Origin of the sequence: Cryobacterium sp. Hb1 (genome assembly GCF_004403585.1) — a bacterium.
GTDB classification, from domain to species: Bacteria; Actinomycetota; Actinomycetes; order Actinomycetales; family Microbacteriaceae; genus Cryobacterium; species Cryobacterium lyxosi.
In genome coordinates this window covers 51475-75832 of sequence record NZ_SOHI01000016.1, presented here as the reverse complement: position 1 = coordinate 75832, position 24358 = coordinate 51475, and the positions used below count along the sequence as shown (strand labels likewise).

The 24358-nt window shown below is 63.2% G+C and carries 28 protein-coding genes and 1 tRNA gene; 15 read left to right on the top strand and 14 right to left on the bottom strand.

Features of this window, described 5'->3' with window-relative positions; genetic code table 11:
- Positions 1–337 precede the first annotated feature (337 nt).
- Both E3T38_RS05980 and E3T38_RS05975 read left to right on the top strand, forming a co-directional pair.
- The gene (locus tag E3T38_RS05980) at positions 338–700 is read left to right on the top strand and encodes a MerR family transcriptional regulator (protein ID WP_134547077.1); all 363 of its coding nucleotides are present in this window, start codon (positions 338–340) and stop codon (positions 698–700) included.
- A 126-nt stretch (positions 701–826) separates the two neighbouring features.
- Positions 827–1396, top strand: coding sequence for a hypothetical protein (locus E3T38_RS05975; protein ID WP_134547048.1), 570 nt, complete (start codon positions 827–829; stop codon positions 1394–1396).
- Here E3T38_RS05975 and E3T38_RS05970 read toward each other — a convergent pair.
- Both E3T38_RS05970 and E3T38_RS05965 read right to left on the bottom strand, forming a co-directional pair.
- Positions 1393–1806 carry a DUF1294 domain-containing protein gene (locus E3T38_RS05970; protein WP_134547046.1) on the bottom strand — a complete coding sequence of 138 codons (414 nt, stop codon included), beginning with the start codon at positions 1804–1806 and terminating at the stop codon, positions 1393–1395. The two genes, E3T38_RS05975 and E3T38_RS05970, sit on opposite strands and share 4 nt — an antisense overlap.
- Before the next feature lie 143 nt (positions 1807–1949).
- A complete protein-coding gene (locus tag E3T38_RS05965; protein WP_134547044.1) occupies positions 1950–2669 on the bottom strand; it encodes a flavodoxin family protein in 720 nt (239 codons plus the stop codon).
- Positions 2670–2819: 150 nt separating this feature from the next.
- Between E3T38_RS05965 and E3T38_RS05960 the strand changes: the two genes are divergently transcribed.
- Both E3T38_RS05960 and E3T38_RS05955 read left to right on the top strand, forming a co-directional pair.
- Positions 2820–2892: transfer RNA gene (locus E3T38_RS05960), tRNA-Arg, on the top strand.
- A 73-nt stretch (positions 2893–2965) separates the two neighbouring features.
- Positions 2966–4429 (top strand): cryptochrome/photolyase family protein, encoded by a 1464-nt coding sequence (locus tag E3T38_RS05955; RefSeq protein WP_166805445.1) that lies wholly within the window; start codon positions 2966–2968, stop codon positions 4427–4429.
- A 3-nt stretch (positions 4430–4432) separates the two neighbouring features.
- On the opposite strand, the gene E3T38_RS05950 is transcribed toward E3T38_RS05955, so the two are convergent.
- The 4 genes from E3T38_RS05950 to upp all read right to left on the bottom strand — a co-directional run bounded on the left by E3T38_RS05950 (position 4433) and on the right by upp (position 8036).
- Positions 4433–5131, bottom strand: a complete 699-nt coding sequence (locus tag E3T38_RS05950) for an SDR family oxidoreductase (protein ID WP_104126332.1) — start codon at positions 5129–5131, stop codon at positions 4433–4435.
- 252 nt (positions 5132–5383) lie between these two features.
- Complete coding sequence (locus tag E3T38_RS05945; RefSeq protein WP_134547075.1) at positions 5384–5833, bottom strand: MarR family winged helix-turn-helix transcriptional regulator; 450 nt, start codon at positions 5831–5833, stop codon at positions 5384–5386.
- Between the two features lie 341 nt (positions 5834–6174).
- The gene (locus tag E3T38_RS05940; RefSeq protein ID WP_134547040.1) at positions 6175–6879 is read right to left on the bottom strand and encodes a winged helix-turn-helix domain-containing protein; all 705 of its coding nucleotides are present in this window, start codon (positions 6877–6879) and stop codon (positions 6175–6177) included.
- 524 nt (positions 6880–7403) lie between these two features.
- Positions 7404–8036: a uracil phosphoribosyltransferase gene (upp, locus tag E3T38_RS05935; RefSeq protein ID WP_104126335.1), complete on the bottom strand. Its 633-nt coding sequence runs from the start codon at positions 8034–8036 to the stop codon at positions 7404–7406.
- 45 nt (positions 8037–8081) lie between these two features.
- On the opposite strand from upp, the gene tadA reads away from it, so the two are divergent.
- On the top strand, positions 8082–8558 hold the full coding sequence (gene tadA, locus E3T38_RS05930) for a tRNA adenosine(34) deaminase TadA (RefSeq protein WP_134547038.1): 477 nt from the start codon (positions 8082–8084) through the stop codon (positions 8556–8558).
- 3 nt (positions 8559–8561) lie between these two features.
- On the opposite strand, the gene E3T38_RS05925 is transcribed toward tadA, so the two are convergent.
- Positions 8562–9524: a cation diffusion facilitator family transporter gene (locus E3T38_RS05925; RefSeq protein ID WP_134547036.1), complete on the bottom strand. Its 963-nt coding sequence runs from the start codon at positions 9522–9524 to the stop codon at positions 8562–8564.
- Positions 9525–9618: 94 nt separating this feature from the next.
- On the opposite strand from E3T38_RS05925, the gene proC reads away from it, so the two are divergent.
- A complete protein-coding gene (gene proC / locus E3T38_RS05920; RefSeq protein ID WP_134547034.1) occupies positions 9619–10467 on the top strand; it encodes a pyrroline-5-carboxylate reductase in 849 nt (282 codons plus the stop codon).
- 6 nt (positions 10468–10473) lie between these two features.
- Here the strand turns inward: proC and E3T38_RS05915 are convergent, their stop codons facing one another.
- The 3 genes from E3T38_RS05915 to E3T38_RS05905 all read right to left on the bottom strand — a co-directional run bounded on the left by E3T38_RS05915 (position 10474) and on the right by E3T38_RS05905 (position 13998).
- On the bottom strand, positions 10474–11838 hold the full coding sequence (locus E3T38_RS05915; protein WP_134547032.1) for a cobalamin biosynthesis protein CobQ: 1365 nt from the start codon (positions 11836–11838) through the stop codon (positions 10474–10476).
- Positions 11839–11951: 113 nt separating this feature from the next.
- Entirely contained in the window at positions 11952–12623 is a 672-nt protein-coding gene (locus E3T38_RS05910; protein ID WP_134547030.1) for a TrkA family potassium uptake protein, read from the bottom strand.
- Entirely contained in the window at positions 12616–13998 is a 1383-nt protein-coding gene (locus tag E3T38_RS05905; protein WP_134547073.1) for a TrkH family potassium uptake protein, read from the bottom strand. The genes E3T38_RS05910 and E3T38_RS05905 overlap by 8 nt, the downstream gene beginning before the upstream one ends.
- 153 nt (positions 13999–14151) lie before the next feature.
- Here E3T38_RS05905 and E3T38_RS05900 point away from each other — a divergent pair, with 153 nt between their 5' ends.
- The 4 genes from E3T38_RS05900 (at position 14152) to E3T38_RS05885 (ending at position 15523) form a co-directional block, all read left to right on the top strand.
- Positions 14152–14619 (top strand): helix-turn-helix transcriptional regulator, encoded by a 468-nt coding sequence (locus tag E3T38_RS05900; protein ID WP_104196902.1) that lies wholly within the window; start codon positions 14152–14154, stop codon positions 14617–14619.
- A 109-nt stretch (positions 14620–14728) separates the two neighbouring features.
- Positions 14729–14827, top strand: coding sequence for a 30S ribosomal protein bS22 (locus E3T38_RS05895; RefSeq protein ID WP_003792170.1), 99 nt, complete (start codon positions 14729–14731; stop codon positions 14825–14827).
- A 130-nt stretch (positions 14828–14957) separates the two neighbouring features.
- Entirely contained in the window at positions 14958–15227 is a 270-nt protein-coding gene (locus E3T38_RS05890) for a glutaredoxin family protein (RefSeq protein WP_134547028.1), read from the top strand.
- Positions 15224–15523: a Dabb family protein gene (locus E3T38_RS05885; protein WP_134547026.1), complete on the top strand. Its 300-nt coding sequence runs from the start codon at positions 15224–15226 to the stop codon at positions 15521–15523. Before E3T38_RS05890 ends, E3T38_RS05885 begins: the two co-directional genes overlap by 4 nt.
- Positions 15524–15676: 153 nt before the next feature.
- On the opposite strand, the gene aspS is transcribed toward E3T38_RS05885, so the two are convergent.
- The gene (gene aspS / locus E3T38_RS05880; RefSeq protein ID WP_134547071.1) at positions 15677–16990 is read right to left on the bottom strand and encodes an aspartate--tRNA(Asn) ligase; all 1314 of its coding nucleotides are present in this window, start codon (positions 16988–16990) and stop codon (positions 15677–15679) included.
- A 92-nt stretch (positions 16991–17082) separates the two neighbouring features.
- Here aspS and E3T38_RS05875 point away from each other — a divergent pair, with 92 nt between their 5' ends.
- From E3T38_RS05875 to ccsB, 5 genes are read left to right on the top strand one after another with little or no spacing between them, the layout of a single operon-like run.
- Complete coding sequence (locus E3T38_RS05875; protein WP_134547024.1) at positions 17083–17727, top strand: histidine phosphatase family protein; 645 nt, start codon at positions 17083–17085, stop codon at positions 17725–17727.
- Positions 17724–18350: a TlpA disulfide reductase family protein gene (locus tag E3T38_RS05870; protein WP_134547022.1), complete on the top strand. Its 627-nt coding sequence runs from the start codon at positions 17724–17726 to the stop codon at positions 18348–18350. Before E3T38_RS05875 ends, E3T38_RS05870 begins: the two co-directional genes overlap by 4 nt.
- Complete coding sequence (locus E3T38_RS05865; protein WP_134547020.1) at positions 18347–19108, top strand: cytochrome c biogenesis CcdA family protein; 762 nt, start codon at positions 18347–18349, stop codon at positions 19106–19108. The genes E3T38_RS05870 and E3T38_RS05865 overlap by 4 nt, the downstream gene beginning before the upstream one ends.
- Positions 19092–20768: a cytochrome c biogenesis protein ResB gene (locus tag E3T38_RS05860; protein ID WP_134547018.1), complete on the top strand. Its 1677-nt coding sequence runs from the start codon at positions 19092–19094 to the stop codon at positions 20766–20768. The genes E3T38_RS05865 and E3T38_RS05860 overlap by 17 nt, the downstream gene beginning before the upstream one ends.
- Before the next feature lie 18 nt (positions 20769–20786).
- Complete coding sequence (gene ccsB / locus E3T38_RS05855) at positions 20787–21836, top strand: c-type cytochrome biogenesis protein CcsB (protein WP_134547069.1); 1050 nt, start codon at positions 20787–20789, stop codon at positions 21834–21836.
- Positions 21837–21850: 14 nt separating this feature from the next.
- On the opposite strand, the gene E3T38_RS05850 is transcribed toward ccsB, so the two are convergent.
- The 3 genes from E3T38_RS05850 to E3T38_RS05840 form a co-directional block, all read right to left on the bottom strand.
- On the bottom strand, positions 21851–22834 hold the full coding sequence (locus E3T38_RS05850; RefSeq protein ID WP_134547016.1) for an o-succinylbenzoate synthase: 984 nt from the start codon (positions 22832–22834) through the stop codon (positions 21851–21853).
- A gap of 159 nt (positions 22835–22993) precedes the next feature.
- Positions 22994–23329, bottom strand: coding sequence for an ATP-dependent DNA ligase (locus E3T38_RS05845; RefSeq protein ID WP_134547014.1), 336 nt, complete (start codon positions 23327–23329; stop codon positions 22994–22996).
- A gap of 39 nt (positions 23330–23368) precedes the next feature.
- Positions 23369–24352 (bottom strand): RNA polymerase sigma factor RpoD/SigA, encoded by a 984-nt coding sequence (locus E3T38_RS05840; protein ID WP_166805443.1) that lies wholly within the window; start codon positions 24350–24352, stop codon positions 23369–23371.
- Positions 24353–24358 lie beyond the last annotated feature (6 nt).

The following is a 24358-nucleotide window of genomic DNA, read 5'->3' as shown; positions in this document are numbered from 1 at the left end:
GAGGCCGGCCAGAACTTCGCGGGTGAGCAGGCGGGGCGTGCGCAGGGCGGTGAGAACGGAGGGTTCCGCTCGGTAACGGTTGGGCGCGGTGGATTTTTGGACGATGGCCATGAGGCCTCCAGAAGCTGGGCCGGCCGTGCGGCCGAAATGGATAGAGAAGAGTTGGGTGGGCGCCGCGGTGCGCACCTCCACCGGTCATCGAGGACAATGGTGGGAGAGTGGGCTTACAGAAAAATATCAGCCGACTCCTGCAATGCTACCCTAACGTTAGGGTTGATTGTGACTGAGAGAAAGAAGGTTCCCGGTGACACCAGGTGCGACCGGGTCCGTGGTCACGATGCACATCGGCGAACTCGCCGAGAAGACCGGGCTGTCGCTGCGCACGATTCGCCACTATGACGAGGTTGGCCTGCTGAAAGCATCCGCTCGCACCGACGGTGGATTTCGGCTGTACTCGCCCGACGACTGCACGCAGCTGATGCTCATTCGCCGCATGAAACCCCTCGGCTTCACCCTCGACGAGATGACGGCCCTGCTCACGGTCATCGACCTGCGGCAAGGCGGTGGAGCGGATGCCCACAACCTCGAGTCCAGGCACCAGCTGGATGCCTTCATCATCGACACCGTTACTCGACGCCAGAGGCTTCAAGACCAGCTCGGCATGGCCGATGAGTTCCTCGCACTGCTGCGCGCGCAATAGCAAGCGCCGTAGTAAACGCATTCACCGATAAAATGGAGTTCACCTGCACGAGGAAGTGGTGGCGCAATCATTTGGAACCGGTCCCGGCGTCGTGCTGACGCTCACGCGCACGTCAGTGAACCCGATGTGAACGCTGAGCTGCCCGACCTCGAGCGCACGGTCGATGAAGGCCTGCTCATCGCGTTGTCAGCCGTGCGGATGGCCGTGAAAAACGACATCATCGTCGGAGCGCTGCGGGAACACTTCGACTACGACATTGCGCGATACGCCGACAACGCCCGCAGCGAAGTGCATCGGCTGGCTCGGCAGAACGAAGAGTATGCCCGACGGGTGAGCCGAATGGGGCGAGATCTCGCAGCGATGAAGTGGCGGCCGAGTTTCACCGACGACCAACGCCACGATCTCAAGCAGTTCGCCCTCAGGGTTCGCGTGCACGAGCGGTTGACGCTCGCCCTCGACGCCGTGGCCGCCGACACTAACCAGGTGGCCCGGATAGTGGCGAGCGCACAACGATCAGCGAGCGAAGAGGTCAGCTCGGCGGTGTCGTCCAAACTCATCGAATTGGCCGTCGACCCGCGCGCGCCCGACTATGCCGAACACCGGAGCGAACGTCTGGAAGCCTTCGTTCTGATCAACCTCGCTATTTTGCAGGCCAAACACGACGCGGCGACCAGCCCTGAATTCAATGAGTATTAGAGAACGCTGAAGTCGGTGATCGCCTGCGCTGTCAGCCGGTCAAATGCCGGAGTACTCAGCAGGGCGAAGAGCACGACGTTGACGATGACCGTAGCCCAGAATGCTTTTCGAAAGCTCTTTTTCTGGGTCTTGTGGCGCAGTACCTGCTGCGCCACAATCGCGCCCGGCCAGCCGCCGATGACGCCCCAGAACAGCAGGGTGCGTTCCGATATGCGCCACCCGCCACACTTCGCCCGCCACTTGTCGATCGCGTAGAGCGTGAAACAGGTGAGACCCGTGACCAGGTAGAGCCCGACCACCCAGAGCGGCCTGGGCCAGTACACGGCGCCGACGAGGTACACCAGGACGAACATGGCGATCGCGAGGTAGCTGCCCCTGCCCGCTGAACGGCGGGAGCGAACGAAGGCCATACTCCATGCTAAAGGCTAGGGGGCCGTCACCATTGCCCGCACCACCGGTGACAAGCACGTCAGGGCGTTTGGCATACGAGTAAAACGACGAACAATCTGTTCAGAGTGTCTGGTGTACCGCGGGCTCTCTGATCTGCTGGTAGCTACCGATATTCCGGGTTCGGTTCGAACCCAAAGCGTTCGCCGCGGTCCCAGTCCTGGCGAAGATTGCCGAAGGCTGGAATGCCACCGTTCTTTTTCAGGATCGAGGCGAGGTGCATGAGGTTCCAGCTCATGAAGGTCACATTGCGGTTGGTGAATTCATTTTGAGGTCCACCGGATCCTTCGTCGAGGTAGCTCGGGCCGGGGCCGATCTCGCCGATCCAGCCGGCATCGGCAGCGGGCGGAATGGAGTAACCGATGTGCTGCAGGCTGTACAGCAGGTTCGCCGCGCAGTGTTTCACGCCGTCTTCGTTGCCGGTGATGATGGCGCCGCCAACCTTGCCGTAGAAAACATACTGGCCCTCGTCGTTGAATTCGCCAGAGTGGGCATAGAGCCGTTCCACGATGCGTTTGGTTACCGAGCCGTTGTCGCCGAGCCAGATGGGCCCGGCAAGCACTAGGATATCGGCGGCCTGCACCGTGGAAAACAGTGACGGCCAGTCATCCTTTTTCCAGCCGTGTTCGGTCATGTCGGGGTAAACGCCGGTGGCGATGTCATGGTCGACGGCCCGAACCAGGTCTACGTGCACACCCTGCTCCCGCATGATGCGGGCACTGAGGTCGACGATGCCCTGGCTGTTGCTGACCTCGGGGCTGCGTTTAAGGGTGCAATTAATGAACACGGCGCGCAGGCCGGAGTAGTCAAAGGATTCACGTTGCATCTGGTCAGTAAAGCACCGGCTGAAAAACGAGAAAAGGGGTTGCTTTCTGCGGAACTGGGCGCGGTGTACCCCGGAGCGGCACGGAGCGCTCCCGATAGCTGGTATAGTTTTCAAGTTGTCTCCGGGCGTAATAGCTCGGAAGATTCACATGCGCTCGTAGCTCAACGGATAGAGCATCTGACTACGGATCAGAAGGTTGGGGGTTCGAATCCCTTCGGGCGCACATCTGGGCCCCGTTCGACATGTGTCGGGCGGGGTTTTTTGTGTCTTTTAGCGGCGGGGATAGAATCGGCAGCATGTCCCTGCCGCGCTTTCTGTTTGCCGACCAGCTCGGCCCGCACTTCGACGACGGTGGGTCGATTGTGCTGGTCGAGGCGACGGCCGTGCTGGGGCGACGCACGTACCACCGAGCCAAAGCCCACCTCATACTCAGCGCACTCCGCCACCGCGCGCGGGAGCTGGGCGATCGCGTCGAATTTCTGCGAGCGGAGCACTATCGCGACGTGCTTGCTGGTCGTGACCTCGAGGTCATCAACCCCACCTCGTGGGGTGCACGCGCGTTGGTCGCCGAGCTGGGGGCATCCGTTCTGCCGAGTCGAGGCTTCGTGACGAGCGAGCAGGACTTCGCAGGCTGGGCCGACGGCCGGCCCGCATCCCGGCTCGTGATGGAAAAGTTCTACCAACACGTGCGTACAACCACCGGCATACTCATGCGTGGCCCTGAGCCCGAGGGTGGACGCTTCAACTTCGATCACGACAATCGACAGCCGCCCCCGAAGCGTGCGGCCAATCTCGGCCTGCCCGACCCGTGGGCTCCCGTCGAAGACGATATCGACGAGGAGGTGCGCCGAGACCTTGACCGCCTTGTCGCCGAGGGCCGAGTGCACCTGATCGGAGCAGATAGCCCGCGCCGGTTTGCGGCGACCCGCAAGGAAGCGCTCGCGGCGTTGGATGATTTCATCGAAACGCGGCTGTCGGACTTCGGGCCCTACGAGGATGCCTCGCTGATCGGGGATAGCACGATGGCCCACTCGCGGTTGAGCGTCCCGCTCAACCTGGGCCTCCTGCATCCGCAGGAAGTGATCGACGCGGTCGTCACGGCGTATCACTCCGACCAGGTTCCGCTGCCGAGCACCGAGGCCGTGGTGCGCCAGATCATGGGCTGGCGGGACTGGGTCTGGCACCTGTACTGGCACCTCGGCGAGAACTACGTCGCGGAGAGCAACTTTCTTGGAGCGCACGAGCCGCTTCCGCCGGCGTTTCTGGAATTGAATGGTGACGCCGTCGAAGCGCGGTGCTTGAGCCACGTGCTCGATGAGGTTTCCCGCACCGGGTATGCGCATCATATTCAGCGCCTCATGATTCTGGGCAACTGGTCGTTGCAGCGAGGCTACGAACCCTCAGCATTGTCGGATTGGTTTATCAATGCCTTCGTCGACGGAGCACCGTGGGTCATGCCGGCCAATGTTGTCGGCATGTCGCAGCACGCCGACGGCGGCATTGTCGCGACGAAGCCCTACGCCGCCGGTGGCGCGTACATCTCGAAGATGACCGATTTCTGCGGGGGCTGTCGGTTCAATCCGAAAATTCGGCTGGGGCCGGAGGCTTGCCCGTTCACGGCCGGATATTGGGCATTCCTGGATCGAGTGGAGCCGCGCATTCGCGGTAATCACCGCATGGCCCAGCCGCTCGCCGGTCTGCGGCGTCTTGTGGACCGCGACGAGGTGGTGGCTCAGGAACGCACGCGCACGAACTGGTAGGGCCTATCCGGCGAAGGCGGTGCTCGGCAGGTCACGCTCGCCCGAGATGATCGCATCGACGATGCGTCGGGCGACATCCGCTGGCCGGTAACCGGCAGGCAGCGGCGGTGCTGAACCCTGGATTGGCCTGGTGGCCAGCCCCGTCTCGGTGTGGCCGGGTCGTGCATCAAGAAAGCGGATGCCGTCCCTCCGCATTTCCCGGCCCGCCGCTTGCGCGAATGCCGCGAGGGCTGCCTTCGAGGCCGAGTACGCCGCCATGTTCGCGGTCGGGCGCTCGCTCACAATTCCACTGAGCGTGACAAAGAACGGATCACGATGCCCGCCGGACGATTCAGTCAGAGCGGGGAACGCTGCCCGGAGCAGGCGCATCGGTGCCGTCGCGTTCACCGCCATCAGGGTATCGATGGTTTCGTCAGCGACATCCGCCATGGGGCCGAACGCGACGACTCCGGCGGCGTTGATGATTCCGTCGAGGCGGCCATGTGCGGCGAGGGCGGCGGACACGAGCTGTGCGGCCGTGTCCGAATCGCTCAGGTCGCCAGCGACCGTCGCCCCAACGTTGCCGAGTTCGGCGAGGCGCTCTGCGCTACGCCCGTGCAGCGTAAGCAAGGCGCCTTCTTGGCTCAGAAGCTGAACAATTTCGCGGCCCAAGCCACCGGTAGCGCCGACGACGAGAACGGATGAACCGGAGAGGGAAGTCATGGCTACAGAGTAGACGAGATGCTGAGTGCTTGCGCAGGATTAGGGTTTCGACCCCCGAGCTGGGGTACCATCGTGCAGCGTGAGCATTCCTCAGGTGATCTGCGTTCGGTTTATTCGCGGAGATCGGTATGTGCTTGCGTCCAAGTTTCTCACCGGGCAATGTTCGGGCGCCCGGTGAGGAAGGCATTCCTGCGAGGGATTGCCTCGGTGGGACGAGGGGTAGGGCCCTCGTTCCATCGCCCTGTTTCCCGACTAACCTTGGTGCGCCGCATCGTCGACTGGGCAATCGATGCGCAACTTGTCGCAGAGCATCGTCAACTGTTGCAGTTCGCTTTCATTGAGCGTCTCGCCGATGCGCTGGGTAATAGAGTCCATGTGGTCAACGGCGACCCGCCGAAATAGCGCGAGGCCCGAATCCGTCAGTTCGATGATGGCGCCGCGCCCGTCGGTTGGGTCGGAGTGCTTGAGCAGGTATCCACGAGAAACCAGTCGGTCGACGAGGCGGCTTACGCTTGGTTGGGTGAGCAGTACGTGCTGGTTGAGTTCACGCAAGCGGATGCGCCGGGCCGGCTGCCGAGACAGGTTGAACATCACGTCGTATTCGTTGAGCGAAATGTCTTTTGAAGGGAAATCCGCCGCCAGGCTACGCATAATGGCGACCTGAGCCCGAAAAAGGGACTCCCATGCACCCACCGCAATCATTCGATCCACCACCTGCGGCTCCTCGTTTCGTTCACCACGCCGTTCTTCAAGAATAGAGACTCGACACGGTCGGCGGGAACTGCCGACAACGGTGACGACGGTGATGGCGGCGTGAGTTCGATCGGAGATTGTCAGGTGCCTGGCATGAAACTAGCAGGGGATTCTCTCGATGAGAGGTGGCGCCCGTTACCTATTCGTTATATGTTTTAAGCGCGTCAACCGTTTGCTGTGGCGGACGACGTGAAATGTGATTGCAGGACACTCTTGGTGCAAGGGAAGAGGGTCAGTCGTAGCCTCTGCGACTGGCCCTCAGTCCTGCTAGCAGGCGCCGTGCGGGGCGTCTAGAACAGGTCGGGACTCGGTGTGCTCGACTGGCGAATGACAACGTCCGCATGGCGGTCGAAGCGGTAGCCCACACCACGCACTGTACGCACGATGTCTTCGTAGCGGCCGAGCTTGGAGCGCAGGCGGCGTACGTGCACGTCAATGGTGCGCTCGTTCGGGATATCGTCCTCGTCAGCGGAGTTCCACAGTGAGGCAATGATCTCGGCACGATCGACCGTGCGGCCCTCGCGCAGTACAAGGTACTGCAACAGCTCGAACTCTTTGTAGGTCAGTGCCGCGGTCTCGTTGTCCAGAATGACGCGCTTCCGGGAGATGTCGACGACCACGCCGCTGCGGGCACGGTCTTGTTCCTGCGGCTCGGCACGGTGCTGGGCCAGAGCGGCGGGGTCTTGGAGGGCCAGGCGCACGACGTCGACGTCCCGTCCGCCAGCGCCCTCGGGAGCCAGAGCAACGGCGGCGTACGTCTCGGCGGACGGAGCGATGTCGGCGGCGAGGGCCTTCAGCGCCTCAACAATGCGGTTCAAGCTCGTGCCGGCTGCGGCCGCTTTGGCCTCATCGATACCGACGTAGAGCACGAAGCCGCGAGCCTCGGTACCGGTCGGCACGGCGCGAATACGTGGGGCGGCGACGGTCGGCGCCAGCGTCAGGTCGGGGCGGTTGAAGGGTGTGGGGCGATTGGCGTGGATGTGTGCGAGAGACATGAGGGGTCCTTGACTGTTCGATCGAAGGGAGCCCGACGAAGCGCGAAAACGCGAACTCCGTCTGTGAAAGCTCCAGTTGGCCCGTGAGGCCGGAGGGCGAGTGCCGTACAAAGCACTCGAGGCGTCGGCCTGACGATTCAGAATTCAGTCAGGCGAAGGACGCGGAGGGAAGTCTCGGCTAGCGGCACATTCGGCAACAGCGCATGGCGGGGATGCCGGCCATCATCATGGCGGCAGTCCCGGGGGCCTCGAGGGAGGTCAGGGGGCGTGCGCTTGTTGTCATAACTGCGAGTAAAGCGGATTGTGACGCCGTGTGTCAATTCAACGTCGCGGTAAGTCTTAGCATGACGCGCACCACGTTCGCGAGGCCGCGTCCATTTAGGCGATTCGTTGCACCATCACATCACTGTGAAATTTTCCCAGACGAAATGTCAAGAAATCGAAGATTATTGATGTAAACCCGGCCTGGCGTGTCGCTGGTCGCAGGACCTGCATACGTCGGCCGGGTTTCGTTGATCAGGTCGTCAGACCACGCCATAGAGGCGGTCGCCGGCGTCGCCGAGACCGGGCACGATGTAACCCTGTTCGTCAAGTTTTTCGTCCACGGCGCCCAGTACGATCGTGACTTCGCGGCCCGCTAGGGCTTGCTCTACGGCGTCGAGGCCTTCCGGTGCGGCCAGAATGCAGATCGCGGTCACGTCGACAGCGCCGCGGTCGAACAGAAAATTGATAGCGGCGATGAGCGACCCGCCGGTGGCGAGCATCGGGTCGAGCACAAAACATTGCCGATCCGAGAGGTCATCGGGCAGCCGCTCGGCGTAGGTTGTGGGCTGCAGCGTTTCTTCGTTGCGGGCCATGCCGAGAAAACCGACCTCGGCGGTGGGCAGTAACTTGACCATGCCCTCGAGCATCCCGAGTCCGGCGCGCAGAATCGGCACGACCAGCGGCTTGGGGTCGCTGATGCGCACGCCCTGAGCCGCCGACACGGGTGTTTGCACGGTGACCGCCTCTACGCGCACACCGCGCGTGCCCTCATAGGCGAGCAGCGTCATGAGCTCTTCCACGAGCGATCTGAACACCGGTGAGGGTGTGTCTTTATCGCGAAGCACGGTGAGCTTGTGCGTGATGAGCGGGTGGTCGGCAACATGGACTCGCATAGGCTCAATTCTACTAGAGGCAATCCCCCCGGTTTGAGGTGACAGATGAGCGCACGAGATCAGCACGCCGAGTGGATGCTGCTCGCCCTGACCGAGGCGCGCTCCGCCCTGGTCTCGGATGACGTGCCTGTTGGAGCCATCGTCGTCGACGCCGCGGGCACAGTGATCGGCCGGGGCCGCAACGAACGGGAACGGCATCAGGACCCGACCCTGCACGCCGAAGTCGTCGCCATACGGCAGGCGGCCGAGCACACCGGGGACTGGCACCTGACCGACTGCACCCTCATCGTTACGCTCGAACCCTGCGTCATGTGCGCTGGTGCGATCCTCGCCGCACGGGTGCCCACGGTCGTGTTCGGCGCCTGGGATGCAAAGGCGGGCGCGGTCGGATCGGTTTACGACGTGCTGCGCGACCGTCGACTCAACCATCGCGTTGAAGTCTTCACCGGCGTCAACGACGCGGAATGCGGCAAGATCCTCCGCGAGTTTTTCGACGATCCCGCCCGGCGGGCGGCCCGTTGAGGCCTACTCCAGTCCCTTGATCACAAAAGTGTCGGTTGGCGGATTGGCCAGGTTTGGATCGAAGAAGATATCCGGCTCGAGATAGATCGTGCGTGCGAGCGGTACCGCAGCGCGAATACGAGTTTCGACGGCGTCGATGTCGGCGGCGATGTCGGCAAACCGGTGCTCGCCGTCGAAGGCGATCTTGGCGCCGACCAGAATCTCATCCGGGCCGAGGTAGAGGGTCTTGAGGTGGATGATGCGCTTGGTCTGTGGGCCATTCAGAATGGCGGCCTCGATCGCGTCGAGGTCTTTCCTGCTGGCGCCCTCACCCACGAGCAGGCTTTTGGTTTCGATGCCGAGGATAATCGCGACCAAAACGAGCAGTGCGCCAATGGCGAGCGTACCGACGGCATCCCAGAGCGGCTCATCCGTGATGATGGTCAGGCCGACGCCCACGAAAGCAAAGGTAAGGCCGGTGAGGGCCGCGACGTCTTCGAGCAGCACGACGGGTAGCTCGGGCGCCTTGGCGTGGCGAATGAACTGCACCCAGGTCTCATTTCCTCGCACATGGTTCGACTCTTTGATCGCGGTGCGCAGCGAGAAGCCTTCCAGCACCATCGCGATGGCGAGCACCAGAATCGGCACCCAGGCATTCTCCAGCGGATGCGGGTGCTGCAGCTTGTCGAAGCCTTCATAGAGTGAGAACACCCCGCCGATCGAGAACAGAATGATCGACACCACGAAGGCGTAGACGTAGCGTTCGCGCCCATAGCCAAACGGATGCTCCAGGTCGGCCCGCTTCTTTGCCTTGCGACCGCCCAGCAGCAGGAGGAGCTGGTTGCCGGCATCCGCTACCGAGTGCACGCCCTCGGCGAGCATCGAAGACGACCCCGATAGGCCCCACGCCACGAACTTGGTGACGGCGATGCCCAGATTGGCCGCAAATGCTGCCACGATTGCCTTATTTCCGCCGGATGCGCTCATGAAATCATCCTAGAACTGCACGGCGCCCCGGTGCAGGCTGCGCCCGGGGCGACAGTTTTGGGCACCCCGAGTGCGGAAAAAGTAGACTATTCGAATGACTTCTCCCTCGAATGTGACTCTGCCCACGATCGCTTTCCTCGGCGCGGGATCCATGGCCCGCGCCATTCTGGCCGGCCTGCAGAAGCCCGGCGTGACCGTTGAGGGTGGCATTCGGGTCACCAACCGCACCGCAGAAAAGGCCGCTGAACTCGCCGACACCGAAGGCGTCACCGCCTACGCGACCGAGATCGACGCCGACGCCAACCTCAAGGCCATCGACGGTGCCCAGATCGTTATCGTCGCCGTCAAGCCCTACATGGTCGCCGACCTGCTGGCCGAGATCGGCGACTCCCTGGATCCCGGCACGCTCGTGCTCAGCGTCGCGGCCGGCGTGACCATCGAGACCTTCGAAGCGCTCCTGCCGAGCGCCGTGCATGTCATCCGCACCATGCCCAACACCCCCGCCATCGTCGGCATGGCCGTCACCGGCATCAGTGCCGGCACCCGATCCAGCGACGCTGACCTCGAACTCACCCGAGCCCTGTTCGCAACCGTCGGCGACGTGCTGGTCGTGCCCGAGAACAAGCTCGACGCCCTCAGCACCATCTCCGGCTCCGGCCCGGCCTACGTGTTCTACCTCATCGAACAGCTCACCGAAACGGCCATCAGCAAGGGCTTCACCCCCGAAGAGGCCGCGATCATGGTCAATGGCACCTTCCTCGGCTCGAGCGCGCTGCTCGCTGTGTCCGACAAGTCACCGAGCGAGTTGCGACGCCAGGTGACCAGCCCGGCCGGTACGACCGAGCGAGCCGTCCAGGAGCTCGAAAAGGGTGGCCTGAAGGAACTCTTCGACACCGCAACGGATGCCGCCCTCGCGCGCGCGACAGAGCTCGCCGCCTCCTAGGCAGGCCTACAGCCCTTCGGCGATGGCCGCCGTCGCCTCCACCCAAGCCGCGCGGGTGCGCGGTGCCAGTGCGTCGATTTTGAGCGGTCCGCCACCGACCAGCGAGGCATCGTAGGGAACGTCGACGACCGTGCGGGTGAGCTGCCGAAAGTGGTCGTGCAGGCGCTTGGACAACTGCTCATCGGCGGTTTTTGACGGCGACGCGAGCACGGTGACCGCCTTGGCGACTTTGTCGGCATGACCCTTCTGCCGCAGGCCGTCGATCAGCGAGGCCGCACCGTAGCCGGTATCTTCGCGAATGGTCGACACGATCACGAGCTGGTCGGCGGTATCGACCGCGGCTTCCCAGTTGCTGGCGCGCATATTGTTACCAGTGTCGATGACAAGCACCCGGTAGAAGCGACTCAGGGTCGCGTGAAGTTTGCGAAAAGCGTCGTCGTCGATGCTCGCGGCGCCCGCCGGATCGAGGTCGGAGGCAAGGGCGTCGAACTGGGCATCACCCTGGGATCGCACGTAGTTGTCGAGGTCACCCACCCGGGAGCGGGCATCGCCGAACCGGTCGAGGTCGCGCAGCAGGTCGACCGCCGTGTTGGTATGCCGGGCGGCCTGGGCCCGCACGCCCAGCGTGCCCATGGTCTCGTTGTTGTCCCAGGCCAAGGTGTAGCCGCCGCGGTAGATGCCGAACGTGGCCGCGATGAGCAGCGTCGCCGTCGTCTTGTGCGCTCCTCCTTTAGGGTTGAGAACCACGATCGTGCGCGGGCCGTTCAGGCTGCGCTGCACGGCCGCGATGGCGGTGCGGTGCCGTTGTTCGGCGGGACTCGGCGTGGGCGAGACGAACCCGCCGCTGAGACGGCGCAGGGCGCCCTGCCAGCCCAGCGCGGCCGGTCCGGCGGGGGACGGTGGCCGCGAACTGAGAAAATCGGCCAGATTCGGCACAGCGGACGCGGAATCCGCTGCCGGTGTCACCAGAGATTCGAACAGGGCGGTAGGCGGCGCCGCAACGGTTGGTTGCATCAGCGTGGCAAACGGTATCGGCCCCTCGAGGGGGATCACGACTGGAACGGGCGCGGTGCTCGCTGGTTTTGGTCGGTCGGCTACGACAACCGGCCCGGCCGATTCGACCCGCCCGTTGGGGTGCACAGTCAACGGCCAATCGCCCTGCTCGTCGCTGACCTGCAAGAGAACCGATTGCCCGCGACGGCGAGCGGTCTCGACCACGATGCCGATGATCTCCTCGCGAACGCCGGCCTCATCGGCACTGGTGACGCGGTGCGGGGACCCGTCAATGGTTACCTCGCCCGTCGTGTCAGTCTGAACCGTGGCGACGATGTCGGCCGGGGTGTTGGCGAGAGCGGGTACGTTGGGTGACATAGAAGAGCCTTTCCATCCACGCACACGAGCCGGCGTGCAGGCTCAGGTGAGCCGCGGCGAGAAGTGTCCGTACTAGCAGAATAGCCGGTCGACTCCCCCGAATAGGGGGAGAACTATGAACCGAGAGCGGCAAACCGTTCAATATCAGCCTCAGCGCCCGACACGATGATGAGGTCATGGTTGGACACCACGGTATCCGGGGTCGCATAGGTGAACGGCTTTCCCGGACTCTTGACGCCGACGACGGTCACGTTGTACTTGCGACGTACGCCGGAATCGACGAGCGCGAGGCCACGAATGGGCTTCGGCGGGTACATCTTCACGAGGGCGAAATCATCGTCGAATTCGATGAAGTCGAGCATGCGACCCGACACCAGGTGGGCGACGCGCTCGCCGGCTTCGGCCTCGGGGTAGATGACGTGGTTGGCGCCGATGCGTTCGAGAATCTTGCCGTGTGATTTCGAGATGGCCTTGGCCCAGATCTGTTGAATCTTCAGGTCCACCAGATTGGCGACGATCAGCACGCTGGCTTCCACCGACGATCCGACCGCGCAGACGGCGATCGAGAAGTCCTGGGCGCCGATTTGTTGCAGGGCCTCGAGCGAGCGGCCATCCGCTTGAACGGCATGCGTGACCCGCTCTGACCACTTCGATACGAGCGCCTCGCTCGTGTCGACGACGAGCACCTCGCGGCCGAGTCGGTCGAGCTGGCCGGCCGTGGCCGCGCCAAACCGTCCGAGCCCGACGATGAGCACAGGGGCGTCGTGTTTGATGCGATCAACCAACGATGGGTCTCTCTTCCGGGCGTTTGAACAGTTGCCTGCTGTGGCTCGCGGCCAGAGCCGCCGCGAGAGTCACTGTACCAACCCGGCCCATGAACATCGTTGCCGCCATGACGTAGACGCCCTCCGGCGGCAGATCAGCGGTAAGCCCGGTCGACAGGCCGCAGGTAGCGAAAGCGCTGATCACGTCGAAGAGGACGACGTCGAACGGTTGTTTCGAGATGTGCAGAATGAGGATACTCGCCACCGCGACGGTGGTCGCGCCCCACAGCACGACGCTGACCGACAGGCGCAGGATGTCGCTTGGAATACGGCGGCCGAACGCTTCCATTTCCTGCTTGCCGCGTGCTTCGGCAAAGGCGGCCAGAAAGAGGATGGCCAGGGTCGTGACCTTGATGCCGCCGGCGGTCGACGCCGACCCGCCGCCAATGAACATGAGCATGTCAGTCAGGAGCAAGCTGGACCCGTTCAGGTCGCTCACCTCAATGGTCGCGAAGCCGCCCGAGCGCGTCATCACCGACATGAACAACGATTGAAAAATGGTGTCGCCGGCATTGAGCGACCCGAAAGTCTTGGGGTTATCGAACTCGAGAATGATGTAGAAGATCATTCCGAGGATCATCAGGGCGATTGTCGTGACGAGTGTCAGCTTGACGTGTACGGACCAACGGCGCGGCTTGCGCCAGCCGCGCGCGAACGCATAGATCACCGGAAACCCCAGGCTGCCCAGAAAAACAGCGATCATGAGCGCGCCGAGAAACCAGTAGTCATCGACGAACGGGCTGAGGCCGCCGGGGTTCGGGTTGAAACCGGTGTTGGTGAAGGCCATCGCAGCATAGTAGAAGCTGTGCCAGACCGCTTCGCCCAGGGGCGCACCGGCCTGCAGTATGCGGGGAAAGAGCAGCGCTGCCACGCCGACCTCGATGACGAACGCGCTGATTGCCACGGTGAGCAGCAGGCTGCCGACCTCGCCGAGGCGCACGGTCTGGCCTTCGTTGACCGGCCCGGCGTGAATGCGGGAGGGGTTGGAATCGCTCGCCGCCATCAGTTTTGCGCGCAGGCCGAGTCTGCGTGAGATGACCAGTCCCATCAGTGACGCGAGCGTCAATACGCCGATGCCGCCGATATTGACACCGACGAACACCAGAATATTGCCGAACGCTGACCAGTGGGTGGCCATGTCGACCGTGGTCAATCCGGTCACGCAGATGACCGATACTGCCGTGAAGACGGCATCGTGCAGTGGGGTGATCGTGCGATCCGCTGCGGCGATCGGTAGCGAGAACAACACGGTGAACACCATGATGAGCGCGGAAAACACCAGAATGGCGAACCGCGAGGGTGACTTGTGAGCGAGCGAGTCCACTTCGTCGCGCATCCGCCTCACAAGGGCGAGCGGGCGCGGAAAGAACGGTTCAGTTCCGGTTCTCAACGACACCTGGAACCCCCGATAAGCCTGCGACTATTACCAGTTTGAAACTGTACTACCCGGCGTTGGTTATTACCCAGTAGTAATGACTACCCTGAGGTTATGGCAGACATCTTCACCGTGGTGGCGGACTCGGCGCGACGAGACATCTTGCGCATCCTCTTGGAACGCGCAGTTCCCTCCGGTGAAATTCGCGGTCCGTCCCGGGACGTGCGTGGCGAGCTGAGCGTGTCCGACATCGTCGGGCACCTCGGGCTGAGTCAGCCCACCGTCTCCAAGCACCTCAAGGTGTTGCGCGAGGCCGGTTTGGTCACCGTTCGCGAAGAGGGGCAGCACCGCTTCTACCGGCTGGAGTACTCGCCGCTCGAAGAGATTGAGGATTGGTTGATTCCCTTCCTGAGTGTCGACTTCGACCAGGCCGTCAAGGACGTGGATCTGGAGGCCGATGCCGGCCTGAAAGATGAGCAGCGTGCATTCGCCTCGGCTATTGGCAAGGCCTTCGCCGATGCCTCGCAAATGTCGCACGTCGTCAAAGATGCCACGGCGAAAAAGTGGCGCAGAAACGGCTGAGCGAAGCCCGATCCGGCAGCTGAGTAGTTGGAGCCGGTTTTGTCCGGTAGAATGGTGTTTTCGTGTCAGTCGCGGGCCCCGCGACTAAACCAATACTTGTGAGGTCCGTGTGGGTTCTGTAATAAAGAAGCGACGCAAGCGTATGGCGAAGAAGAAGCACCGTAAGCTGCTTCGCAAGACTCGCCACCAGCGTCGCAATAAGAAGTAGATCGACTGCGTAGTTATCTAGCTGCTCGTTGAGCAAAGCGCTAGCCCTTCGGGACTGGCGCTTTTTGCTGTCTACCGCTCGGTGTGTCGTGCCCGTGCGCCCCGGCACGAAGTCGCCGTAGGCTGGAACCATGCCCACCGCACACCTGATCCTGATCGGCAAGCCTGGTTGTCACCTTTGCGACGACGCACGTGACCTCGTCGGCAGCGTCGTGGCCAAGCTCGCCGACGACCTGTCGGCCCCAGAGATCACGTTCGAGGAACGTTCCATCCTTGACGACGCCGAGCTGCACGAGCGCTACCTGGAGGACATCCCGGTGCTCCTCATTAACGGCAAAGTGCACAATTATTGGCGCATCGATCCCGTGCGCCTGCGTACCGCCCTATTGGAGGTCTCATGACCATTCGTCACATCGTCTGCTGGAAGCTCAACGCGCTGACCCCGCGCAAGAAGGCCGAGGATGCCGCGGGCATCGTGGCCGGCCTCGAGGCCCTAGTAGGCGTCGTTCCCGAGATTCGTGCCCTGACGGTCGGGCCGGATGTTGCCGGCAACGAAAACTGGGACGTCGCCCTCATCGCCGACTTCGACGATCTCGAGGCCCTCGACCGCTATCAGACGCACCCGGAGCACAAGAAGGTCGGCGCATTCATCCGCACCGTCGTCGCCGATCGCCTGGCCGTCGACCTTGCGGTCTAACCCGGCGCCAGCGGTATTTCCCGGTCGCCCGCATTCCCGGGCGTAGCTCATACCGGTTCGTTTGCGACTCGCCGGGCCAAACGGATGCTGCCGCCGGCCTGTCGCAGATTTTACCGGCTTTACGCACCCCGCGGCCCGAACGAGAAGCCGAAGCTACGGCTCCAGGCGGGTCGGGCCGCGGAACAGGTAGGTAACCTCGCGAATCGACGCCTGGTGCAGCATGAGCATCAAGACCCGGGCGAGGCCCATGCCGAAACCGCCGTGCGAAGGAACTCCGTAGCGGAAGAAGTCGAGGTAGCCCTCGATTTCCTTCGGATCGAGGCCCTTCTCGATGGCCTGAGCTTCGAGCACCTCGATGCGGTGCTCGCGCTGGGCGCCGGTGGAGATCTCGGTGCCGTTGAAGATGAGGTCATAGCTCTTGGTGATCGCCGCATCGCCGTCGTGACGCATGTGATAAAACGGGCGGATGCTCGAGGCATAGTCGGTGAGGAACACGAATTCGTGCCCATATTTCTCGGCCACGTAGGCGGCGATCTGGCGTTCGCCCTCCGGGTCCATGTCGTCGTCGTCGCGGGGAACCTCATAGCCGCGGCTCTTGACGATCTCCTTGGCCTCGGCCAGGGGAATGCGCGGGAACGGAGTGCTCGGAACGGTCACTTCAACGTCGAACAGGGCCTTGACCTCGTCTCCGTGCTTTTTCTGTACGGCGGTGAACCCGGCGACCATGAGGTCTTCGTGCAGCGCCATGACGTCGTCGTGGCTGTCGATCCAGCTGATCTCACTGTCGACGCTCGTGAACTCGGTGGCGTGCCGGCTCGTGAACGAGGGATCGGCTCGGAACGCCGGGCCCACCTCGAAGATTTTGCCGAAGCCAGCGGACTGGGCCATCTGCTTGAAGAACTGCGGGCTCTGCGCAAGGTAGGCCTTGGTATCGAAATAGCCAACCTCGAACAATTCGGCGCGCGACTCACTCGCACTCGCCATGAGCTTGGGGGTGTGCAGTTCGATGAAGTCGTGTTCGATCCAGTACGTGCGCAGCGCGTGCTCGAACGTGGTCTGGATGCGGAAGATGAGGTTCTGCCTGGGGTTGCGCAGGTCGAGAAAGCGCCAGTCCATGCGCTTGTCGAGGCTTGAGTCGGCCGCGATCGGCGTCTCCGGAATGGCGGCCGACACCACTGTCAGGGTGGTGAGCTTGATCTCGATGCCGCCGAGCTTGACCCGTTCGTCGTGCTTGAGCTGGCCCGTCACGGTGACGAAGGTGCCCTGGGCGAGGCCCGAGATGCTGGTGGCTGGCTCGTCGGCGACGACGACGCCATCGGCATCCGTCGTGCGAGGGTTGACCAGCTGCACGGCGCCGGATTCGTCGCGCAGAACGACGAATTGCACCTTTTTCTGGTCTCGAACGGTATCGACCCAGCCGGACACCGATACGGGGCCGTCGTCGAGAGCGGACAGGTTCTTGATCAATACGCGCGAAGTCACACTTCGAGTTTAGCCGGAGCCGCCCGAGCGGCCCGCTCACGGCGGTTTCTAGGCTGACCCCTCCGTAGAATAGTTGAGTGGTAGCCAGTCAAGTGCATCTCGTGCGTCACGGTGAGGTTTTCAACCCCGAACGCGTGCTCTACGGACGGTTGCCGCAGTTCCGGCTCTCCGAGCGGGGCGTGCTTATGGCTGCTGCTGCCGCGGAGGAATTAGTTGAACGTGGTCGCGCGGTCGTGCGCGTCGTCGCCTCGCCCCTGCAACGCGCGCAAGAATCGGCCGCGCCGATCGCAGCAGCCTTCGCGCTCGCCATCGACACCGACGAACGCATCATCGAACCGACGAATGCCTTCGAGGGTAAGCGGATGCGTGGCCCCGACGGCGCGTTGCGCGACCCGCGCAACTGGCCGGCCCTGATCAACCCGTTGAAGCCGAGTTGGGGAGAACCCTTCCGTTCAATCTCTGCCCGCATGCTCGCGGCGATCGACGACGCCTGGAACTCGGTCGATGAGGGTGACGTCGTGCTGGTCAGTCACCAGCTGCCGATCTGGATGGTGCATCAAGCACTGGCTCATGAACGCCTCGCCCACGACCCGCGCAAACGCCGGTGCGACCTGTCGAGCATCACCACCCTGTGCTGGCACGGCGACCATTTCGCTGAAACCGCCTACGTCAGCCCGGCGCTGGCACTTCTTGACCCAAGCAACGATGTGGGTGCTGTATGAATCGCCACCGTGTGAACCAACGTCGCCGCCTCGGCCCCGTGCTGGCCGGGCTGGCCGCCGGTGCCCTGTTGCTCTCGGGTTGCTCCGCTGACCCGCTCGCGGACCAGTACCGGGAAGGCTCGAACAAGGGTTTCATCGCCGGCGACGGAAGCGTCACGGAGATTGCCGTCGCCGATCGCGGTGACGCCATTGACTTCTCCGGCGTGACAGAGACGGGCGAGCCGGTCACGAGCGCCGACACGCTCGGTGATGTTCTCGTGGTCAACTTTTGGTACGCGAGCTGTGCACCGTGCCGCGCCGAGGCATCCGACCTACAGGGCCTCAACGAGAAGTTTGAAAACAAGGGCGCGAGTTTTCTCGGTGTCAATGTGCGAGACCAGGCCCCGAACGCCATCGCATTCAACGAGACCTACAGCGTGACCTACCCCTCGGTGCTCGACGTTGATACCGGCGCCATGCAACTCGCGTTCAGCGGCAGCATTCCGCCGAACGCCGTGCCGACCACCCTGGTGCTCGACGCCGAAGGGCGGATCGCGGCGCGCATTCTGGGCCAGGTCACCTCGCCGTCCATTCTGGAGACCCTGATTCGGGACACGATCGCGGAGACTGGCACGACCGAGTGAACAATCCTTTCGGAGAGATCGTCTTCAGCGGCCAGCTACTCTTCGCTATTCCCATCGCACTCCTCGCCGGCCTCGTTTCGTTCGCCTCACCATGCATCCTGCCTCTCGTTCCCGGTTATCTCGCCTACATCGGCGGCTTCGCGGACGGACGTACCGGCACTTCCCAGCGTGATCGTCGCGGCCGCACCCGGCTCCTGGCCGGGGTCGGCCTGTTCGTGCTCGGCTTCACCGTGGTGTTCGTGCTCACCGGCGTGGTCTTCGGTGCCGCCGGATTCTGGCTCAACTCCTACCGCGACCTGATCACGCGCCTCGCCGGCGTGGTGGTCATCCTGCTGGGCCTGGTCTTCGTCGGCCAGTTCGGTGCCATGCAGCGCACCGTGAAGACCAACTGGCGCCCCAAAATGGGTCTCGCCGGCGCCCCCGTACTCGGTGCGGTCTTCGCGGTGGGCTGGACGCCGTGCACCGGGCCCACGCTCACGGCAATCAACTCGCTCAGTCTCGGCACCGGGTCGCCCTGGCAGGGCGGACTGCTCGCCCTCTTCTACTCCCTCGGCCTCGGAATTCCCTTCCTCCTGATTGCCCTCGGCCTCAACTGGGCCACCGGATCGGTCGCATTCCTCAAACGGCATATTCGTGCCATCAACCTGTTCGGCGGTGTTCTGCTCGTCGTCATCGGAGTACTCATGGTGAGTGGTATCTGGAACACCTGGCTCCTCGATTTGCAAGGGGTGATTGGCAACTTTGTCCCGGCCATCTGACCATTTCGATTCCCGCCGCGAGGCGCCGCAGGCCGGTGTCGTGCAGCCCAAGCTCGGCCTGACCGGCTGGCTGCGCTGGTTCTGGCGTCAACTCACGAGCATGCGAACGGCCCTCTTTCTGCTTCTCCTGCTCGCCATCGCGTCCATTCCAGGGTCGCTCGTGCCGCAACGCACGAGCGACCCGAACGGGGTCACCCAGTACTTCACCGACAACCCCGACCTGGCGCCGATTCTTGACAAACTGCAGGCTTTCGACGTCTACACCTCGGCCTGGTTCTCGTCGATCTACCTGCTCCTGTTCATCTCGCTCATCGGCTGCGTAATTCCGCGCACCAAACATCACTTCCAGGCCCTGCGCGCCAAGCCGCCGACCACGCCGGCTCGCCTCGGACGCCTGTTTGGTTTCACCACGCAAGACGCGCCGGCGCACACGGATGCCCGCGACGCCATCACGCACGCCCGCACCGTCCTGAAATCCAGCGGCTACCGCGTCGCGCGCTTTGATTCCGACACCGAGTCATCCGTTTCGGCCGAGCGTGGCTACCTGCGGGAGACCGGAAACCTTGTCTTTCACGCTGCGCTGGTGGGTATTTTGATCACCGTTGGATTCGGTGGCGGCTATGGTTTTAGCGGCCAGCGAGTGCTCGTCGAGGGCCAGACCTTCGTGAACACGCTGCTCGCCTACGACTCTTTCAACCCGGGACGATTCTTCGACGACACCACTCTCGACCCGTACACCCTGAGCCTGGATGACTTCTCGGTCTCCTATGAACAACGGAATCTGCAGGCATACGGCCAGCCGATCGACTTTACTGCCGACGTGACCGTCACGCCCAAGGCCGAGGCGGCTGAGCCCGGCGCCGTCAAGGTCAACGGACCGCTACGCACCAACGGGACGAGCATCTACCTGCTCGGCAACGGGTACGCACCGACCATTCAGGTAACGGCCCCCGACGGTACCGTCGTCTTTTCAGACTCGGTGCCATTCTTGCCGCAGGACGCCAACCTCACCTCGCTCGGCATCGTGAAAGTGCCCGACGGACTGGCCGAGCAGATCGGTATGATCGGCTTCTTCTATCCCACTCAGGACACAGCGGCCTCCGGCGCGAACTTCTCCAGCTACCCCGACCTCGAATACCCGCTGCTCACTCTGAATGTCTATACCGGCGACCTCGGTCTCAATGCCGGCGTGCCGACATCCGTTTATGCCCTCGACACCGACACCCTGACGCAGCAGACCGGCGGTAAGACCGGTGTTGCCTCAATCGAGCTCAAGCCGGGTGCATCGGCCGCACTGCCGGGCGGCCTCGGCACCGTCAGCTTCATCGACAACAATCCGGCGTCCTCGGCGGCCGGCGATTTCACCCAGTCGGTTCCGCGCTTTGCGAGCTTTGACATTCATCACGACCCCACACAGATCTGGCTGATCTCTTTCTCCATGCTCGTATTGTTCGGCCTGTTCACCGGGCTGCTCGTGCCGCGTCGCCGTGTTTGGGTGAAGGCAACGACCCGAGCCGACGGAACCGTACACCTCGAATACGCCGGCCTGGCCCGTGGCGATGACCCGGCCCTCGAGGCCGCCGTCAGCGCGGTGGCCGCGCGTCATCTCAAGCTGTTGAAGACCCACCAAACCGTCGTCGCCACCCCCGAATCGACTTAGGATCGCACTGTGAATCTGATTGACTCCGCACTGCTCAACTCATACTCGCTCTACGCGCTGTATTCGGCAATGGCCATCTACGCCCTCGCTTTCATCGCTTTCGCAGTCGACCTCGCGCGTCGTTCGAGCGCCGTGGGTGCGATTGAAGCCGCCGACCTGGTCGAAACGGATGCTGCCTCCTCGGCCGGTTTTGCCGCCTCCGCCGGCAGCACCGTCACCCTGAAGCGACCCGTGCTGTCGCGCATCAGCGCCCGCATGGACGACGACGCGGCGCTGCCGTACGGCCGCTCGTCGAGCCTGCGCGTGGGAGTTGCGCTCACCGTACTGGGCTGGGCGTTGCACCTCGCGGCGACCATCATGCGCGGCTTCGCGGCCGACCGGGTGCCGTGGGCGAACATGTACGAGTTCGCACTGACGGGCACGCTGCTCATCATGACGGTGTTCCTGATCGTGCTGATCCGCGCCGACCTGCGTTTTCTCGGCACCTTCGTCACCGGTCTCGTGCTTGTACTGCTCGGCGTGGCAGCCCTGCAGTTCTATGTGGAGGTTGCTCCACTGCCGCCGGCACTGCAGTCGGCCTGGCTGGTCATCCACGTATTCGTGGCGTCGTTGGCCACCGGGATGTTCGCGCTCGGCTTCGCGCTGTCGACCGTGCAACTGCTGCAGTTCCGGCGCGAAAACAGAACGCTCGAGGCCGCCGCGGCGCGCTCGGCTGTGGCATCCGGTCGGCGCCTGCGTTTTCTGGCCACCTTGCCGTCGTCGGCGACACTGGAAAACCTCGCCTACCGCATCAACATCATCGGCTTCATTTTGTGGACCTTCACCCTCATGGCCGGTTCCATCTGGGCCGAACAGGCCTGGGGGCGTTACTGGGGCTGGGACACCAAAGAGGTGTGGACCTTCATCATCTGGGTCATCTACGCCGGTTATATCCACGCCCGTGCAACCCGCGGCTGGCGCGGATCGCGTTCGGCCTGGCTGGCGATCATCGGTTTTTCCGCTGTCATGTTCAACTTCGGCATCGTCAACGTGTTCTTCAAGGGCCTGCACGCTTACTCGGGCCTGTAGCCCTTCGGTTGCCGCTACTCAGCAGCGACCAGTGCGTGCGAGCGCGTGAGGCGCGCGAGCCACCAGTCGCGACGATCAGGACTGGTCGCGTGCTGAGCGAGGAGAGCAGCGTCTGGCACGACGCGGCGCACCGGGATGGCCCCCGCGACCGGGAGCAGCGGATTATCCGTGACATCCTCGGCGAGTAGTGAGGCGGTGCCAAGGCCACAGTCGAAGTAGAGTCCAGGAACGGATGCCGCGAGGTGCGCGCCCATCGAGAGCCCGATCGACGTGTCGAGGGCGCTGGAGACCACGACAGGCAGCCCGGTCCGACCGATGATCGACAGTGCGGCGCGGATGCCCCCAAGCGGCTGGGCCTTGATGATGAGAATGTCGGCGGCGCCGGCCCGCGCCACGGCGAGCGGGTCGCCGCTCTTGCGCACGCTCTCGTCGGCGGCGATCGGTACGCTCAGGTACGTTGTGCGCTGGCGAATCTCGGCCAGTTCAGGCACGCTCATGCACGGCTGTTCGACGTATTCCAGGTCGAAAGCGCTTAGTGCGTGAATGGCGTGTTCGGCTTCGTCCACGTTCCACAGGCCGTTCGCATCGATGCGGATACGACCCTCCGGACCGAGTACGCGACGTACCTCGGCCACCCGGGCGACGTCGTCGGCCAGGGCCTGATCCGGGCTGGCGACCTTGACTTTTGCCGTACGACAACCGGGAAAACGTGCAAGCACTTCGGCGACCTTGTCCGCTGGCACGGCCGGTACCGTGGCGTTGACTGGGATGCTCGTACGCAGGGCGTGCGGCGTACTCTGCCAGCCGAAGTCGATGGCGGCGCGCAACCAGTTGGCGGCCTCGGCATCATCGTATTCCACGAACGGGGAGAACTCAGTCCAGCCCTCTGGGCCTTCCAGCAGCAGTGCTTCCCGATTGTCCAGCCCGCGAAACCGGTCGAACAGTTTCAGGGAGACGACGTGCGCGGAACCGAGTAACTCATCCAGTGAGGGCATCATGGGTCCAGTGTGTCAGTCTCCGGCTGGGTAGACGGCCAGAGCCTCGCTCAACCCGCCCGTACAGCTCGCCGCCATCGATCTCGATCTCGATCTGGATCGATTCGATGGAACGGTCGCTGGGCGAACATGATTTCTTGTCGCAAACGGTGTCGATGCGATCTAAGGCTCGTCCTTCACAACGCCCGGCTGCACTGCCGGAGAGCTGGTTTCCGGAATGATTTGCAGCCCGCCGGAGGAATTTGCCGTCGCCATGAGCGCTTCGATCCACTCGCGGTTGAGCGTGGGCGCACGGCTGCCGAAATACTTGTAGGCGATGGGGATTCCTGGGTGGAGCCAAATCGTGATGCGTCCGTCGCCAACCTGCGGCTCGTCGCGCCACGTGAAGTAGAACGATTCCCCACGGCGCAGCTTGGCGCCGATCACGACCTGTATGTGGGCGAGCACGCGATCGTCAAAGTCTGCGGTAAGGGTCGAGTCGTAGGTTAGTTTTCCCATGTCGCGCTCCTGCTGGCGTGCAATCGATACGGTCGGCGTTTAGTCCCGCAGATAATGCTCCAACCGTGGCACGTGCAGCAAAGCGAGGGCACGCTTCTCAATCTGACGCACTCGTTCCCGGGTGACGCCCTCAGTGTGGGCGATCTGGTCCAGGGTGCGCGGTTCATTGCCGTCGAGGCCGAACCTGGCTCGCAAAATAGAACGTTCCCGTGGTGGCAGCGTGTCGAGAAAGTAGCGGATGTCTGCCGCCCGCAGCGTCAGCGTGGCGTGTTCGTCGGGTTGGGGGAGGTCGTCATCAATGATCAGTTCGGCCATATCGCCGGCGCCATCACCGACCGGAGTATGCAGGGAGATCGGTTCGTTGTCGTATTGCAAGAGGCGCAGCACATCGCGCACGGGAAGCTGGGCGGCTTCGCCGATTTCACGTGCCGTGGGGTCACGATCGAGCACGCTGGTCAGGTCGCGTCGGATGCGCTTGATTTTGTTGAGCTTTTCGGCGGTGTGCACCGGGATACGGATCATGCGGGATTTGTCGGCCATGCCGCGGTGGATTGCCTGGCGAATCCACCAAGTGGCATAGGTGGAGAATTTGTAGCCGGTCATGAAGTCGTACTTTTCGACGGCACGAACGAGCCCCATGTTGCCGTCCTGCACGAGGTCCATGATGGGCACTCCGCGGCCGGAATAGTGCTTGGCAATGCTCACGACCAAACGCAGGTTGGCCTCGATGAACTGATTTTTGGCGCGGCGCCCGTCGTGCACAAGCCAGGACAGTTCGCGCTCTTCGGCCGAGTCGCGAGTACCGGCACCGTCGCCCTGCAGCAGCCTGGCCTCAGCGAAGAGTCCGACCTCGATGCGGCGCGCCAGATCAACTTCCTGCTCGGCGTTGAGTAAGGCCCCCTTGCCGATGCGGCGCAGGTAGTCGCCGAAAGCATCCGTCGATGCGGCGGCGTAGTTGCCCGGCGAGGCTGATCGGCGAGGCGACGCGGGGCTCGTTCGTGGCTCCTGAGCGGTGGTAGTCATCGTTAT